The sequence below is a fragment of the Streptomyces coelicoflavus genome, from assembly GCF_045041415.1.
Taxonomy (GTDB): domain Bacteria; phylum Actinomycetota; class Actinomycetes; order Streptomycetales; family Streptomycetaceae; genus Streptomyces; species Streptomyces coelicoflavus.
Map to the genome: position 1 here is coordinate 7,823,577 of NZ_CP108218.1, position 14,214 is coordinate 7,837,790.

The 14,214-nt window shown below is 73.0% G+C and carries 11 protein-coding genes; 6 read left to right on the forward strand and 5 right to left on the reverse strand.

Annotation, left to right across the window (positions count from 1 at the left end; all coding sequences use genetic code 11):
• Positions 1–7: 7 nt before the first annotated feature.
• The 3 genes from OHA99_RS35275 to OHA99_RS35285 form a co-directional block, all read right to left on the reverse strand.
• Positions 8–799, reverse strand: coding sequence for an N-acetylglucosamine kinase (locus OHA99_RS35275; RefSeq protein ID WP_405698783.1), 792 nt, complete (start codon positions 797–799; stop codon positions 8–10).
• A gap of 79 nt (positions 800–878) precedes the next feature.
• Positions 879–2,084, reverse strand: a complete 1,206-nt coding sequence (locus tag OHA99_RS35280; RefSeq protein WP_405698784.1) for an alanine--tRNA ligase-related protein — start codon at positions 2,082–2,084, stop codon at positions 879–881.
• Positions 2,085–2,340: 256 nt separating this feature from the next.
• Positions 2,341–3,786, reverse strand: a complete 1,446-nt coding sequence (locus OHA99_RS35285) for an amidase (RefSeq protein ID WP_405698786.1) — start codon at positions 3,784–3,786, stop codon at positions 2,341–2,343.
• A 127-nt stretch (positions 3,787–3,913) separates the two neighbouring features.
• On the opposite strand from OHA99_RS35285, the gene OHA99_RS35290 reads away from it, so the two are divergent.
• The 4 genes from OHA99_RS35290 (at position 3,914) to OHA99_RS35305 (ending at position 7,557) form a co-directional block, all read left to right on the forward strand.
• Positions 3,914–4,501: a TetR/AcrR family transcriptional regulator gene (locus OHA99_RS35290; RefSeq protein ID WP_087792516.1), complete on the forward strand. Its 588-nt coding sequence runs from the start codon at positions 3,914–3,916 to the stop codon at positions 4,499–4,501.
• Positions 4,502–4,510: 9 nt separating this feature from the next.
• Positions 4,511–5,530 carry an AraC family transcriptional regulator gene (locus OHA99_RS35295; RefSeq protein WP_153181476.1) on the forward strand — a complete coding sequence of 340 codons (1,020 nt, stop codon included), beginning with the start codon at positions 4,511–4,513 and terminating at the stop codon, positions 5,528–5,530.
• Between the two features lie 78 nt (positions 5,531–5,608).
• Positions 5,609–6,736 (forward strand): hypothetical protein, encoded by a 1,128-nt coding sequence (locus tag OHA99_RS35300; RefSeq protein ID WP_153181477.1) that lies wholly within the window; start codon positions 5,609–5,611, stop codon positions 6,734–6,736.
• A complete protein-coding gene (locus tag OHA99_RS35305) occupies positions 6,733–7,557 on the forward strand; it encodes an SDR family oxidoreductase (RefSeq protein WP_405698788.1) in 825 nt (274 codons plus the stop codon). Before OHA99_RS35300 ends, OHA99_RS35305 begins: the two co-directional genes overlap by 4 nt.
• Before the next feature lie 54 nt (positions 7,558–7,611).
• On the opposite strand, the gene OHA99_RS35310 is transcribed toward OHA99_RS35305, so the two are convergent.
• Positions 7,612–10,014, reverse strand: a complete 2,403-nt coding sequence (locus OHA99_RS35310) for a beta-N-acetylglucosaminidase domain-containing protein (protein WP_405698790.1) — start codon at positions 10,012–10,014, stop codon at positions 7,612–7,614.
• 197 nt (positions 10,015–10,211) lie between these two features.
• Between OHA99_RS35310 and OHA99_RS35315 the strand changes: the two genes are divergently transcribed.
• On the forward strand, positions 10,212–12,215 hold the full coding sequence (locus tag OHA99_RS35315) for a family 20 glycosylhydrolase (RefSeq protein WP_405698792.1): 2,004 nt from the start codon (positions 10,212–10,214) through the stop codon (positions 12,213–12,215).
• A gap of 27 nt (positions 12,216–12,242) precedes the next feature.
• Here OHA99_RS35315 and OHA99_RS35320 read toward each other — a convergent pair whose 3' ends face one another.
• On the reverse strand, positions 12,243–13,214 hold the full coding sequence (locus OHA99_RS35320) for a LysR family transcriptional regulator (protein ID WP_194280228.1): 972 nt from the start codon (positions 13,212–13,214) through the stop codon (positions 12,243–12,245).
• A 100-nt stretch (positions 13,215–13,314) separates the two neighbouring features.
• Here OHA99_RS35320 and OHA99_RS35325 point away from each other — a divergent pair, with 100 nt between their 5' ends.
• On the forward strand, positions 13,315–14,181 hold the full coding sequence (locus tag OHA99_RS35325) for an endonuclease/exonuclease/phosphatase family protein (RefSeq protein ID WP_405698794.1): 867 nt from the start codon (positions 13,315–13,317) through the stop codon (positions 14,179–14,181).
• Positions 14,182–14,214: the final 33 nt, after the last annotated feature.

The following is a 14,214-nucleotide window of genomic DNA, read 5'->3' on the forward strand; positions in this document are numbered from 1 at the left end:
CGCGGGGTCAGGTAGGCCATAAGACACCGTTGCCTGGAGCCGACCTGATCCAAACGACACCCCCTAGGCACGGGCCGGTGGGGTCGCCGGCGTGGGGGAGGGGTGTGGGGGACGACCGGCGGGCGCGGACGACGAGGCGGGCGTGCGGGGTCGCGCGGTCCAGGGCCAGCAGGCGGGCCCCGTCGAGGGGGTCACCGAGCGCGGGCATGATCCGCACCGGGGATCCGGCACCGGAGATCGCGTCGGTCAGCGGCGCCGTCAGGGCCGGTCCGAGACCCGTCAGCCCACCGGTGACGGCCAGGGGCAGCGGGCCGCCGTCCGGGGTGATGCGGCCGGCCACCGCGAGGACGGTCTCGGCCAGGTCGGCGGCCGCGTCCCGGACGATGGCCGAGGCCACGACGTCCCCGGCGTCGGCGGCGCGCGCCACCTCGGGGGCGAACGAGGCGGCCGTACGGGCCGGATTGCTGTCCCGTCCGACTCGCGCCGGCAGCCGTTCCAGGTCACCGAAGAGGCCGGCCGCCGCGTTCAGCAACGAGGTGGCCGGTCCCCGCCCGTCGTGGGCCCGCAGGGCCGCACGCAGTCCGGCCGTGCCGATCCGGGCGCCGCTTCCGTCGTCGCCGAGCAGGGGACCCCACCCGTCGACGCGTGCGTACGCACCGTCGGTGCCGATGCCGACGGCGACCGACCCGGTGCCGATCGCCAGCACCACACCGGCCCGGCCGTCGAGCGCACCGGCGCGGGCGGTCACCGCGTCACTGGTGACGGCGGCCTCCCGGACGGCCAGGTCCTCCAGAAGCACTTCCGCCAGGGAACGGGCCGCCGCGGGGGGCCGAGGCCGCTCCGCCGGCGCCCCGGGCGCCGCACCGGGTGAGGACGCCTCACGGCCGTACGGCGCCCCCGCCGCCCGTTCCGGGACCCCCCTCGCCACGCAGGCTCGTCACCAGGTCGCGCGGCAGGCCGTGGGTGTCGTGCAGGTAGGCGAAGTCCTCCTCGCCCAGCGGTCCCCGGAAGCGGGGCCGGGCGAGCACGTTCCGGCCGCGTTCCAGGAGCCGCCGGAAGCGGCGCTCCTCCTCCACCAGAAGTCCGCGCACGAGCCCCGGGTCCACGTCCTGCCGGAAATGGTCCGAGGTGTGCGTGATCAGTTCCACCGGCAGGTCCCCGAGCCCGCGCGAGGAGTCCTCCCGCCACAGCACCGTGAGCAGCCGCCGCACCAGGCGGCGCAGCACGTAGCCCCGGCCGGTGTTGGACGGGCGGACTCCGTCGCCGACGACCACGACGGCCGACCGGAGATGGTCGCAGACCACCCGGAAGGACGGTTCGTCCAGCGGCCACAGGGACGGCAGCACCCGCCGCCACGGCTCGAAGACGTCGCCATCGAACACCGACGACCTGCCCTGCAACAGCGAGGCCAGGCGCTCCAGACCCAGGCCGGTGTCGACGTTGCGCTGCGGAAGCGGCACGAGACGGTCGTCGTCGAGCCGTCGGTGACGCATCATCACGTGGTTCCACACCTCCACCCAGCGGTCGTCGCCCGTGGGCGTGGACCGGGGCGGCGTGTCACCGCTCCACAGGAAGATCTCCGAGTCGGGTCCGCAGGGACCCACCGGCCCGTTGGACCACCAGTTGTCGTCCACCGTCAGCTCCACGGGAACGCCGCGCTCCTGCCACAGCCGCAGGGACTCGGTGTCCGGCCCGACCTGCTCGCCGCCCCCGTACACGGTGGCGTGCAGCAGGCCCGGATCGACGCCGAGGCCCTCGGTGAGCAGCCGGTGGGCCCAGTCCAGGCTCAGTGAGCCCTCGTAGTCGCCCAGCGACCAGGTGCCGAGCATCTGGAACACCGTCAGATGGCTGCGGTCGCCGACCTCCTCGAGGTCCGTCGTACGCAGACAGCGCTGTACGTTGACCAGCCGCCGGCCCAGCGGATGGGGTCGGCCCTCCAGGTACGGGGTGAGCGGATGCATGCCGGCGCTGGTGAACAGCACGGGGTCGCCCGGGTCTGGCAGCAGTGTCGAACCGGTGATGCGGCGGTGTCCGTGTTCCCGGTAGTAGTCGGTGAACGTGCGGACGATCTGCTCGGTGTCCATGGGAGGGCTCCTTCGCTTCGGGGCGGAAGAGGCACCGGAGAACGGAAACCGTGCGGTCCTCGCACCGAGGCGAAGGCGACTGAGCGCCACGGGAACCACCGACGGGCCGTTTCCGGTCGCCGGTGGAAAGGGGGAAGGTCAGACGGCGGCAACCGGCGAGCTGGTCGCTCGCGCGGTCGCGAAGGTGCTGGTGCCGATGACGTTCATGCCCCGAAGGTAGCGCCCCCTGCGTCCGCAGGCACCCGGATTTTGCCGCCTAGGAACGTCCACCCGCCCACACACCCGGGGTCCGGCCCGACCACGGTTGTGCCCTTTCGAGCTGTCCGGCGAGGCGGAAGAGGAGGTCCTCGCGCCCGTATCCGGCGGCGAACTGCATGCCGATCGGGAGGCCCGTGCCGGTGTCGGCCGTCACCGGCACGGACATGGCGGGGGTGCCCGCCACGTTGAACGCCATGGTGAACGGCGAGTGGTCGTTGAGCCGCTCGATCCAGCCGAGGCCGTCGAGCGCCTCGGCGCCCTCGCCGTAGGCGCCCAGCAGTGGGGGAAGCTCCGGCAGGGTGGGGGTGAGCAGCAGGTCGTGGGTCTCGAAGTAGCGGGCCAGACCGCGGGCGACGCGGTTGCGGACCGTGAGGGCGGCGACGAACTCGGGGCCGCTGACCCCCCGCCCGTAGCGGTGGGCGGCCAGCGTCGACGGCTCGAGGGTCGAGGAGTCGACGGGCCGGCCGAGGGCAGCGGCCAGGGAGTCGACCGAGGCCGCGACGTTCGCCGTCGACAGACGGGTGTTGGCCAGCACGAACTCCTCCCATCCGACGCCGAGCGCGACCGTGACCTCCTCCGTCCGGTGGCCGAGGGATTCGAGCAGCCGCACCGTACGGTCCAGCGCGCCGGCCACCGGGGCCGCGGTCCGGCGCCCGCCCCAGGCCTGGGGGAGGACCCCGATCCGCAGCGGACCCGGCAGGCGGGTGACCTCCTGCGCGTACGGGCGGGACGGCTGCTCGGCGAAGTAGGGGTCACCCGGTTCCGGACCGCGGATCAGGTCGAGGAGCGCCGCGCTGTCCCGCACGGTGCGGCTGACACCGCCCTGGACGGCGAGCCCGTTGAACCCCTCGTCGAGGGCGGGGCCCAGGGAGACCCGGCCGCGGGTCGGCTTCAGCCCGAAGAGGCCGTTGTAAGCGGCCGGGATGCGCAGCGAACCCGCCGCGTCGGTGGCGTGGGCGACGGGAACCGCCCCGGCCGCCACGGCCGCACCCGCGCCGCCGCTGGATCCGCCGGCGCCGCGCTCGGGATCCCACGGATTGCGGGTGGGGCCGTACAGCACCGGTTCCGTGGTGATGCTGTAGGCCAGCTCCGGTGTCGCGGTGCGCCCGACGGTCACCAGGCCGGCGCGCCGCAGGCGCCGCATCAGGAAGGAGTCGGAGCGGGCGACGTGCCCGGCCGTGAGCCGGCTGCCCATCTCGGTGCGGCGGCCCGCCATGGATATGCCGAAGTCCTTGATCAGGAAAGGCACGCCGGCCAGCGGTGTGCTGCCGGGGGCGGGCCGGTCGTCGGCCGGCCAGGTCTCCACGACGGCGTCGATCGCAGGGTTCACCGCCCGTACCGCCTCGCGCGCGGCCGCTTCCACCTCGGCGGGCGACACCTCGCCCCGGGCCATCAGCTCCGCGAGGCCCACCGCGTCGTGGCGCACGTACTCGGAAACTCTCACCGTCACTCCTCGGATCGACAGAATGGTACCCATCAGTCCCATGCGATACCAAGCGGTATCGCATGGGACGGACTGGTACCGTAGCAGCAGCCGCAGGGGCCCATCGACCGCACGTCACGGAGCAGGTATGACAACGACCGCCGGCAGGCCGGGCAGAGTGGCGAAGCTGCCGCCCCGCGAGCGCATCCTCGACGCGGCCGAAGAGCTCTTCCGAGGCGAGGGCATCCAGCGCGTGGGCGTCCAGGCCATCGCCGAGAAGGCCGAGACGACCAAGATGGCGATCTACCGGCACTTCGAGACCAAGGACGCACTGGTCGCCGAGTGGCTGCGCATCCTGGCCGCCGAGTACCAGGCGGCCTTCGACCGCGTCGAGGCCGAGCACCCCGGCCGGCCCCGGGAGCAGATCCTGGGCCTGGCCCGCTTCATCGCCGACGGACTGCCGGCGCTCTCGTACCGGGGCTGCCCCTTCGTCAACTCCCTCGCCGAACTGCCCGACCGCTCGCACCCCGCGCGGCAGGTGATCGAGGAGCACAAGGCCCGCCAGACCCGCCGACTGGTCGGCATGTGCACCGAGGCCGGGCTGCCCGACCCCGAGCAGGTCGCGGCCCAGATCACCTTCGTGCTCGAAGGCGCCCAGGTCAGCACGCAGAACGGAAGCATCGACCGGACGGGGGAGCGGCTGCTGCGCATCGTCGAGGCGCTCGTCGGCCAGTAGCATCACACGATGGGTGCGATGATCCGGGGAGCCAGCCTGCGCGGCTTCGCGCGCCTCGTCGAGGAGCTCGGCGGCGTCCCGGGGGAGTTCACGGCACGGTTCTCGATCCCTCCGCAGGCGCTCACCTCCGAGGCCGGGCTCGTCCCGATCACCAGCCACGACCTGATGCTCGACGCGGCCGCCCGCGACCTCGGCTGCCCGGACTTCGGCCTCCGCCTGGCCCACGGCCAGGACCTCGGCATCCTCGGCCTGCTCGCCCCGGCCGTCCAGGCCTCGTCCACGGTGCGGCAGGCACTGGAGTGCGCCGCACGGTTCATGTTCGTGCACAGCCCGGCGCTCAGCGTCGGAGTCGAACCCGACCCGCGGGGGCGTCGCGAGGTGGTGGCCCTGACCTACCGCAAGGACCTGCGCGAGTCCCCGTACTCCCCGCAGGCGACCGAACTCGGACTCGGCCTCTTCCACCGGGTGGCGGTGACGCTGGTGGGCAGCGCGGTCGGGCTCCGCTCGGTGGAACTGCCCCACCCGCCCCTGTCACCGGTGTCGCGGTACACGGAGTTCTTCGGCGCGGACGTGAAGTTCGGCTGCCCGGCCGCCGCGCTGCGCGTGGAGAGGCGGCTGCTGGAGAAGGAGTTGCGCGGCACGGACGCGGCGGTCCGCCGGCTCGCCGTCGACCGCCTGGCCGCCCTGCACACCGATCCGGAGGCCCTGACCGCCACACACGTCCGGCGGGCCCTGACCCAGGCCGTCGGCACCACCCCCGTCACCGTCGGCCGGGTGGCGCGCCTCCTCGCCCTGCACCCCCGCACCCTGCAGCGGCGGCTCGCCGCGGAATCCACCGGCTTCGCCGAGATCCTCGAGGACGTACGGCGGGACCTCGCGCTGCGCTACCTCACCACCACCGACCTGCCGCTGGGCCAGGTGGCCGCGATGGCGGGCTTCGCCGACCAGTCCGGGCTCAGCCACGCGGTGCGGCGGTGGGAGGGTGCCAGTCCGAGCGAGGTGCGCCGCCGGGTGCGCGGCATCCGCTGAGATTGTCGCGCGGAAACAAATCCCGCCCGGCGGGCGAGGGCATGCTGCTGCCCCGACGACGAGAGCGAGGAGTGACCCATGGCGACGGCCGGCACCAACCACCTCACCGGCATCGGTGCGCGCACGATCCCCGAGTTCGACGGCGTCCACGAGGTCTGGCCGCGCGGTGACCGGCTGCGTGCGGTCCGTGCGGCGGCCGCGGCCTACAAGGAGCGCTTCAAGGCCCAGGGCAGGGTGCGCGCCGTGCGGTCGGTCGACATCGCCGCGGCGCCGTACCCGGTGAAGTACGCCTTCCACGACGCCGTCTCGGTGCCCACCCTCCCGCTCATCTCGATGATCAACCGCATGATCGTCGTGCAGTACGACGACTTCGACGGCAGGGCCCGCACCCTGGTCTTCGAGCCGACGGTGCCGGACGGCTCCGCGGAGGCCCCGTTCTACCGCAACCTGCGGAAGCTGGTCGACAAGGTCCCCGGCGGGAGGCTGCTCGAACGCGCGGTCCTGCGGTACTACGCGGAGCCCGGCGACGTCCTGCGCCGCCTCGGCCTGACCGCGGACGACATCGACTTCTGCACCTTCGACCACCTGCACGTCCAGGACCCGCGGATGATCCTGGGCTCCACCGAGGTCATCGAGGGGGAACAGGCCCCGCGCAGCCCGTTGTTCGGCGGCGCCAGGATGCTCGTGCACGAGCGCGAACTGGCGACCCTGCGGTCCCTGCACCCGATGCAGTGGGCCTGGTACGTCGACGGCGGACTGGGCGGCGTCGACCCGGAGAAGTTCGTCACCTTCGACGGCGACGTCGAACTCGGCCCCGGCGTCGCACTGCTGTGGACACCCGGGCACACCGACGGCAACCACTCGCTGGTGCTCAACACCCCCGACGGGGTGTGGGTGTCCTCGGAGAACGGCATCTCGCTGGACAACTGGCAGCCCGAGCTCTCCCGGATCCCCGGCGTCCGGCGCTACCACGAGGAGTTCGGCCGCGAGATCTGCCCCAACGCCAACACCCTCGAGGACTCCTTGGACCAGTACGACTCCATGGTCAAGGAGAAGACCCTGGCCGACCCCTGCAAGGCCGACCCGCGCTGGCTCCAGATCCTGCCCTCCACCGAACTGGCCCCGTGGAAGCGGTTCTGGCCGGTGGTGCCCACCTACGTCCACGGCGGCATCGCGTACGGCGAGATCAAGGGCGGCCGGCGGTGAGCCGCCCGCGCACCGGCGCGGTGGTCACCGGGGCGGGCCGCGGCCTCGGCCGGCTGATCGCCGCGCTGCTGGTCGAACGCGGCCACCACGTCCTCGTCACCGACGTGTCCGAGGACGCGGCCCGCGCCGCGGCCGCCGAGCTGGGGCCCGACGCGTCGTGGGCGGCCGTCGACGTGCGCGACGAGGCGCAGGTGGCCCGGGCACGGGACCGCGTCGTCGCGGAGGCCGGCCGTCTCGAGGTGTGGGTCAACAACGCCGGCGTGCTCGTCACCGGCCCGGCCTGGGAGCAGCCGTCCGACGTACGGCGCCTGATGCTGGAGGTCAACGCGCTCGGCACCGTCAACGGCACCGTCGCCGCGATCGGGGCCATGCGGCACACGGGCGGGCACATCCTCAACGTGGTGTCCCTCGCCGGACTGACCGCCGTACCGGGCGAGGCGGTGTACGCCGCCTCCAAGCACGCCGCGATCGGCTTCAGCCTCAGCACACTCGCCGACCTGCGCCTGGCCGGAATCAAGAACGTGGACATCTCCTGCGTCTGTCCCGACGGCATCTGGACCCCGATGCTCCACGACAAGCTCGCCGACCCCGCCTCGGCGCTGTCGTTCTCCGGCAAACTGCTCAGGCCGGAGGAGGTCGTCGCGGCCGTCGGCAAGGTGCTGGACCGCCCCCGCCCGGTCACGGCGGTGCCGGGCTGGCGGGGTGTGCAGGCCCGTCTGGCCGACGCCCTTCCCTCGCTCGGACTGCGCGGCATCCCGCTGGCGGTCGCGCAGGGCAGAAGGGTGCAGCGGAGGATGCTCGCCAAGAGGCCCCCGGCGTAGGCACCGGGGGCCGGCGGTGACGGCGGCGGCGTCACCGCACCGCGCCTCGACCGGTCAGGAGGCGGGCGTTCCGTAGACGCCCATCTCGTACAGCGAGTAGCCCCAGGTCGTCCTGCGCTCCACACCCTGCATGCGGACGTACCGCACGGCCTCGTCGGGGTCGATCCGGACGACGTCGTTGCCGCAGGCGTCCGGCCGCCGGGTGGACACGGTCCGCCAGGTCACGCCGTCGGGGGAGGTCTGGACGGCGTACTCCGTCGCGCAGGCGCCCTCCCACGCCAGGGTCACCGCCGCGACCTTCGCCGGGGCCGCCAGTTCCACCTGCACCCACGCGTCGTCGGAGTAGCCGGAGGCCCAACGGGTGCCCAGCTGCCCGTCGTTGACGTACCGGGCCGCCAGCCGGTCGAGGTCCTGCTCGACGCTGGACGCGGAGGCGGTGCCCTTCAGCGCCAGGTTCTCCCCGCCGCCCGCCGAGTCCCACAGCCGCAGCCGGAGTTCCGCCTGCACCAGGAAGGCGTCGAGCACGCCGTCGCCGACCTTGGGCTGGACCTTCCCCCAGGAGTTGCGCGGCGGATCGACCCGCACCGCCCGGGCCCGCTCCTGGAGGCCGTTCGACTTGGCGAGCAGCCGGTCGGACGTCTCCTTGTCGCCCCGCTGCCGTGCCGCGAGCGCGTCGAGCACGGTCCTCATCGACCCGCCCCACAGCTCGGTGGCGTCCAGCCAGGGCGCCGCGTCGACGGTGAACCCCTGGTCCACCGCGCCGCCGCGGATCGTGGCCGGCGCCCCCTCGACCGCGGTCGCGTAGGCACGCAGCGCCTCGACGGCCTCGGCGCGCTTCCCCTCGTCCCACGCCGCCCAGAACCGCTCCACGCGCCGGGCGAGTTCGGGCGCCTGCGGCTGCCAGGGCGTGGCGCCGAAGGTCGGGGCCATGTGCTCCAGGTCGCCGAAGACCAGCAGCGCGTCGGTGGCCTCGCGGTCGCCGCCCGCCAGGTAGGACATGGCACGCGGCCAGTTGGTGTCCGCGTCGTACGCCCGGTCGTTCCAGGTGAAGTCCGCGGTGCCGAAGACGGCGACCTTGCTGGCGTACGGCTGGTTCATGGGGTTGGCGACGATGCCGGAGAGGTGCTCGGACAGACCGGCCTCGCGCTTGTCGTACGGGGCGAGCAGCAGCCGCCCGCTGGTGTTGCCGAAGTCGTTGACCGGGTAGTTGTCCCAGACGAAGACCTTGCGGCCGAAGAGCTTCGAGACCTGGTCGGCCTCGTCGTTGGTGATCTTCGGCGGGACGACGGCCGTGCCGGTCCACATCACCACGACCGCCGGGTCCAGCGTCTCGCGCATCGTTTGCTTGTACGCGGTGTCGGTGAGGTCGCCGTACTCGGTGGGCACCATCTGGAGCGGCTGGACGCCCTCGTGGCCGGCGACGAAGTCGCGCTGCACGTCGTTGAGCAGGTCGACCTGGGCCCTGGCGGCCGCCGCGCGGCCGGGTGCGCCGTACGCGGCCTCGTCGCCCTCGCAGTTCCAGCGGGTGTAGCTGATGTCGTCCAGCGGGATGGAGAAGGCGCGCGTCCCCAGGTCGTACAGGGCCTGGAGCTTGGCCTTCAGCGCCGTGCGGTCGCCGGGGTCGGAGTAGCAGATCGACTCGCCGGGGGAGACGGCGAAGGTGAAGCGCACGTGGTTCGCCGTGGCCCGGTTCACCAGTTCGCCCAGCTCCGCCAGCTTGTCCGCGGGGTAGGGCTCGCGCCACTTGCCCCGGTGGTACGGGTCGTCCTTTGGCGCGTAGATGTAGGTGTTGGCCTTGACGTCCCCGTAGAAGTCCATCTGGTCGAGGCGCTCCGCGTGCGTCCAAGGCTGTCCGTAGAACCCCTCGATGGTGCCGCGCAGCGGCATCGACGGGTAGTCGCTCGCCCGGACGCCCGCCACCTTCCAGTGGTCGCCGCCCGCCCGGACGAAGAGCTGGCGCAGGGTCTGCACGGCGTAGAACTGGCCGGCGGCGTCCGTGCCGCCGAGGGTGATCCGCTTCGCCCGATCCGCGCCGGAGATGCGCAGGGCGTAGCCCTCCGCGTGGTCCGGCACCGCCGTGTCGCCGAGCGCCCGGGCGATGTCCGGCCGCGTGGCCGGGCCGAGCCGCACGGTGAGCAGGCCCCCGGATGCCCGGGGAACGTTTCCGGGGGTGACGATGTCCACCCGGTCCGCGCCGTGGGCCTTCAACTCCCGCACGAGGCGGGCCCGGGCGGCGGCGTCCGTGTCGTGGTCCGCCACGACGAGCACCCGGTCGGTCACCGGAACGTCGTCACCTGCGCGGCCGAGGGACTGTGGGTTCGGCGAGACCGGTGGGACCGCGGACGCCGCGGCGGGAGGGGAGTCGTCGGCGGAGGCCGGAAGCGTCTCGATCGCCAGGGTGCTTGCCAGTGCAAAGCTGACGCCGAGCGTTGTCAGAGTCTTCGTGCGTCTTCCCATGAGTTCTCCAGGCTTGGTCTGGACCAGCTGATCAGCCGTTCACCCAGGGATGATGCGACACGGTCGGGACGAGACGTAAGACGTATGGGGTCTAGACCTCTTGGAGTCTCAGCTTTACTCTGGCCAACATCGTTCCCCGGGCGCTGGCTTGGCATGCCCGGCTCATGCAAGGGGCTGAGGCTCATGGAGGGGTGGCCATGAAATTCGGACGACGACGCGGTGTCGCGGGAGCGGTCTGCGCGGTGACGGCCCTCGCGGCCGCGCTGCTCCCGGCCACGACCGCCGCGGGAGTGCCGGAACCGGGCGCGACCGCCGCCGGAGTACCGGATCCAGGCGCGGCGATGACCGGGGTGACGGCCGAGGTCCCGCAGGTGCTCCCCACGCCGCGCGAATGGCGGGCCGAGCCGGGGCGGTTCGGGCTCGCGCCGGGCGCCAGGATCGTGCTCGCCCACGCCGACCCCACGACCGCCGCCGACGCGCGCAGGTTCGCGGGGGAGCTGCGCGAGGTCACCGGGCGCAACCTCGCGGTGGTGACGGCGCGGACCGGCAGACCGGGCGACATCGTGCTGCGCCAGGACGCCACCGCCGAGGGGGACTTGGGCGCCGAGGGCTACCGGCTGCGCTCCGGCGACCGGCTGACCGTCACCGGCGCCACCTCCACCGGTGTCTTCTACGGCACCCGCACCGTCCTCCAGCTCCTGCGCGCCGACGGCACCGCACCCGCCGGCGCGACCCGCGACGTGCCGGAGTACCGCGAGCGCGGCGTCGGCGTCTGCGCCTGCTACATCCACATCTCCCTGGACTGGTTCGAGCGGCTCATGCGCGACATGGCGCACCACAAGCTCAACCAGCTCTGGATCGAGGCCAAGGTCAAGAGCGACGTCGACCCGGCGTCGGCGGTCTGGGGCTACTACACCAAGGACGAGGTCCGCCGCCTGGTCGCGATGGCCGAACGCCACCACATCGAGCTGATCCCCGAGATCAACTCGCCCGGCCACATGGACCCGTACCTGGAGAACCACCCCGAGCTGCAACTGAAGGACAAGAACGGCAAGGCCTCCCCGTCACGCCTCGACATCACCCGGCCGGAGGCGTTCACGTACTACACCTCACTCGTGGACGAGGCGCTCGAGGTCTGGGACACCAGGTCCTGGCACATGGGCGCCGACGAGTACATGATCGGCTCCGCCTACCCCGACTTCCCGCAGCTCCAGGACTACGCCACCGAGGAGTTCGGCGCCGGGGCCACCCCGGACGACGCGTTCGCCGACTTCGTGAACCGGGTGGGCGAGCACGTCCGCGCGGACGGCCGCACCCTCCGCGTCTGGAACGACGGGCTGCTGGGCCGCAACACGGTCGTCCCGCTCGACCCGGACATCGCCGTCGAGCACTGGCTGGGCGGCGGCAGCACGCAGAAGCCGTCGGCCCTCCTCGCCGAGGGCCGCCCGGTGATGAACTCCGCGTACGCCCTCTACCTCGTGCGCGGCGGCTTCACCATGAACACCCGGCAGCTGTACGACTCCGGCTGGACGCCGCTGCGTTTCGAGGGCGAGACACTCACCACCCGGCCCGCCAACCTCACCGGGGCCAAGATCTCCCTGTGGCCGGACAACGGTGCCGCCGAGACGGAGAACGAGGTCGAGGCCAAGGCGTTCATGCCCCTGCGGTTCATCGCACAGGCCACCTGGGGCGGACCGCGCCCGAGCGCCTCCTACGAGGGGTTCGAGCACCTGGCGCGGAGCATCGGACACGCCCCCGGCCGGTCGGACACCGACCGCACACCCCTGCCCGACGGCAGCTACGCCCTGGCCGCCGGCGACCGGCATCTTGGGCCCACGGCCGACGCGGCCGGCGCCACGGTCGCCTTCACGTCCGGCGACACCTCAGCCTGGGAGACCACCGCCACCGCCGACGGCTACTACACGCTCCGTTCGGCTCGGACGGGACTGTGCCTGGACGCCAACCGCGGCAAGCGCTACCTGGGCGCCCCGCTGGAGCCCGGCGCGGAGCTCACCCAGGAGACGTGCGACGCGGACAAGCGCACCCAGCGCTGGCAACTGACGCCGCGCGGGGGCGCGCTGACGCTCACGAACGCCGTCTCCCGACTGGTGCTCGCGGCGGACGGAGCCGACGGCACGGCCGTGCAGGCGGCACCGGACACCACCGCGCCGACCCGGGTGCGGGCCGTCCCGCGCGACTGACCCGCCCGCTGCCGCCGCTGGGCACCGTCAGCGCGGGGCGTGTCCGGTGCCAGGGCCGTCGTCGCCCGGCGGTGCCGTGGCCCAGGAGGGGAGCCAGGTGTCCCCGGGCAGGGGGGCCAGATTCGCGAAGTGGCCGACGACGGCCCGGAGCCCAGGGTGCGGGTTCTCCCGGGGGAGGAGCAGCGAGAGCGGGTAGGCGAGCGTCGGACCCGCGATCGGGATGCGGCGCAGGTCGTGGCCCGTCGGCCAGATGTACCGGTCCCGCGAGCCCACGAGAGTGGCCACGTCGTCCGAGTCGGCGAGGATGTCGAGGAGCACCTCGTTGCCGAAGTTCGGGCCCGCGGCGTCCACGCGCAGGTCGAACGCGGCGGCGAGCTGATCGTAGAAGTCCGCCCATTCGCTGCCCGGCGCGATACCCGGCACCCAGATCCGGTGCCCGCGCAGCCGGGCCGGCGTCACGGTGCGGGCCGGGGCGAGCGGATGCCGCGGGCCGACGACGAGTTCCAGCGGGGAGTGGAACGCGTGGATCATCCGCACCTCGGGCGGCAGCGCGGCCGGGTCGGTGACCGAACGGAAGGAGGCGTCGACGTCGCCCGCCTGCACGGCGGCCACCGCCAGTAGCGGATCGTCGACCTTGAGCGTCACCACGTCGAGCTCGGTGCCGGGATGCGAGCGCCAGTAGTCGTGCAGGATGACGGCCTGCGCGGTCCGCAGACCGAGCACGTCGATCCGCAGCGCCCGCGAACCCCGCCGGATCGCGGCGACGGCGCGATCGACGTCCGCGACGATGTTCCGCGCGTGCGGCAGGAAGGCCTGTCCGTCGAGGGTCAGCTCGACCCCTCGGGCGGTACGGCGGAACAACCGGACGTCGAGTGCCCGCTCGAGGGCGGCGATCCGCTTCGAGACCGCCTGCTGCGTCACGCCGAGCTCGTCGGCCGCGTGCCGCAGCTGCCCCAGCTCCGCCGCGCGGACGAACGACCGCACCGCCTCCGTATCCATGCGGGCGAGCATAGGCGTGCCCCACGGACGCGGGGCCGCACCGCGGCTCCGGGGCCCGTCCCGCCGTGCCATAACCTCGTGCGTGGAAACGTCGGTTGCCATGTGTGTCCACACCGAGGAGGCGGCGGTGCTCAACAGGGGCGGCTCACGATTGCTCGTCTGCGCCGTGGCGCTGGCCTGCCTGGCGCTGGTGGGCCCCAGCGCCCCGGGCGGCGCGCTGTCCGGCGCGCCACTGCCCGTGAAGGCCGTCAAGGACGCCGTACCCAACCGGGTCATGACGTGGAACCTGTGCAACCCCTGCGACGCGAGCAACCTCGACCGGGCCGCGGAGATAGCCAGGCACGCACCCCAGGTCGTCGGCATGCAGGAAGCCTGCGCACGTGACGTCGACAGGATCCGGGACTACCTGGAGGTCTTCCACGGGCTGGTCTACCACGTCGAATACGGGACGGTCCTCGAGAACTGGAGCCGCTGCGGGGGAGCACCGTGGAACCCGGGCGGCTTCGGCCAGGCCATCCTCTCGGCGGCACCGATGACCGACCGGGTCAACGTCGAGTACCCCGAGGGCGGATCCGAGGACCGCGGCTACCTCGCGGTCACCACCGAGGTGGGCGGCCGGTCCGTCCGGGTCTTCAACACGCACCTGGCCCAGCGGCGTCAGGAGGAGTTCCGCGAGGGCCAGGTCCGCGTACTCGCCGGCGAAGTCGCCCGGCACGACCGCGCCGTGGTCCTCGGCGACTTCAACGCCGTGCCCGACGCCCCCGAACTCGACCCCCTGTGGGCACTGGCCATGGACACCGACCCGCAGTGCCGTCCCGCACCCGTCGGCGCCTGCGACACGACCACGGACTGGCGCAGCAAGTTCGACTACGTCTTCCTGCGCGGCATCGCCCCGGTCGACCACCGGGTGGCCGCCACCACGCACTCGGACCACGACATGCTGTACACCGACCTGGACGTGACCTGAGGCCCGGACGACCGCAAAACCGGTTGCCGGCCG